We start from the raw sequence: 613 nt of genomic DNA on the forward strand, positions 1-613 counted from the left end.
CAAACTTACGTCTGGCTATTGTTTTATACTTTGCAAATTGCAGTAACATTTTATCTACCTCAAGCCATTGGGGAATAGGCTCTTGACCCATTACATAATTCCAACTACTCCAAGGCCACTCCGATAGGCTATCGGCCATTTTCGCTCTAATTGGGTTTAAAACAATATACCTATTTAGCTCTAATAAATATGCATCCTTATCAACCAAAATTGCCTTATAACGCCCTTGGAATAAATGCCCTACTCGTCGATGTTTTCTATTAAACCATTGCGTATATACACCATTTAATTGCCGCATCCCTTTGCTTAAATTCGCATCCGGCGTTTCGACTAATAAATGGTAATGATTGGTCATTAAGCAAAAAGAATGGATCACCCAGTTATAACGTTCACATACATCTCCTAAGATTGTTAAAAAACCTTCAAAATCTGATTCATCTAAATAAATAGGTTTTCTTTCATTACCACGCGAAGTTATGTGATATAACGCACCCGCAAACTCTAATCGAAGAGGCCTTGCCATCTTTTCACCTATCAATTTGTATAAATTAATATCTAAAGATTAGCCGTAACTAACAAAAAGGCAAGAAGAAAGACCTGACCCCATTTTTTT

General features: G+C 36.2%; 1 protein-coding gene. It reads right to left on the reverse strand.

Features of this window, described 5'->3' with window-relative positions; all coding sequences use genetic code 11:
- Positions 1-523 (reverse strand): transposase (locus J7338_RS20570; protein WP_210798832.1); only part of this gene is annotated, 523 nt, incomplete at its 3' end.
- Positions 524-613 lie beyond the last annotated feature (90 nt).

Origin of the sequence: Pseudoalteromonas ostreae, assembly GCF_018069805.1 — a bacterium.
In the GTDB taxonomy this organism is placed as follows: Bacteria; Pseudomonadota; Gammaproteobacteria; order Enterobacterales; family Alteromonadaceae; genus Pseudoalteromonas; species Pseudoalteromonas ostreae.